Genomic DNA, 767 nt, shown 5'->3' on the forward strand with positions numbered 1-767 from the left:
GAGCTGGAGGTCGAGGAGAGGAGGCGGGGCCGTGTCAGGAGGGAGGACAGGCTGCCTCGGGATTCTCCGGGCTCCTCGTCGAGAAGGTGCTCCGCGCAAAGGGGCGGCGCGGCGCGGCGGCCGTCCCCCGCGCACGGGGTGACGTCGTCAGCGCGTGGCATCCCCGCGCTTCCGCGTGGGCCGAGGCACGGAAGGGGGGGGGGCTTGAGTGCTGCGGTGAGGCCGAAACGCATCCGGGCAGAACCATACTCCGCTCCGTGTCTGGCGCGAGCGGCCCCCGCTGCTCCTTCCTCGCTCGGTGCGCTCCAGGTCCCTGCCTGCCGTTCCGGACGGCCGGTTCTTGCAGCGTGGCTGCAATTCGGCCGGCCGGATGCGCCCGGGGTGAATGCGGGTTCAGATAACCCGGGAAACGGGGTGGGTCTGGGATGTGTCGTTTTTGTCTGGAGTCCGGAATCCAAGGGAGATGGGGCAGTCCGGGCCGGACGTGGTGAGGGGCGCTGTCCGGGAGCCCCGGGATGGGCCGCGCGAGGCCGCCTCAGACGAACTGCTGCACGCCCTGCGGAGAGACCAGGTGCGCGGCCCGCTGCACCGGCGCTCCCAGCGCGTTGAAGCCGCCGGGGTGCTTCTGCACCGCGAAGTGCCAGTGGGATTGGGCGTCCCGCCACCCGGCGATGAAGGCGATGCCCGGGTTGGGGACGAGCGCGGGGTTGGCGCCGTAGCAGTACCGTTGATGCCCCACGGGCAGCGGGCCGTTGACCATGGGGATG

At 71.6% G+C, this 767-nt stretch carries 1 protein-coding gene; it reads right to left on the reverse strand.

Features of this window, described 5'->3' with window-relative positions; genetic code table 11:
- Positions 1-535: 535 nt before the first annotated feature.
- The coding region (locus FL311_RS44755) for a hypothetical protein (protein WP_194869652.1) at positions 536-767 on the reverse strand (232 nt) is incomplete at its 5' end.

Origin of the sequence: Myxococcus sp. AB025B, assembly GCF_006518215.1 — a bacterium.
Taxonomy (GTDB): domain Bacteria; phylum Myxococcota; class Myxococcia; order Myxococcales; family Myxococcaceae; genus Myxococcus; species Myxococcus fulvus.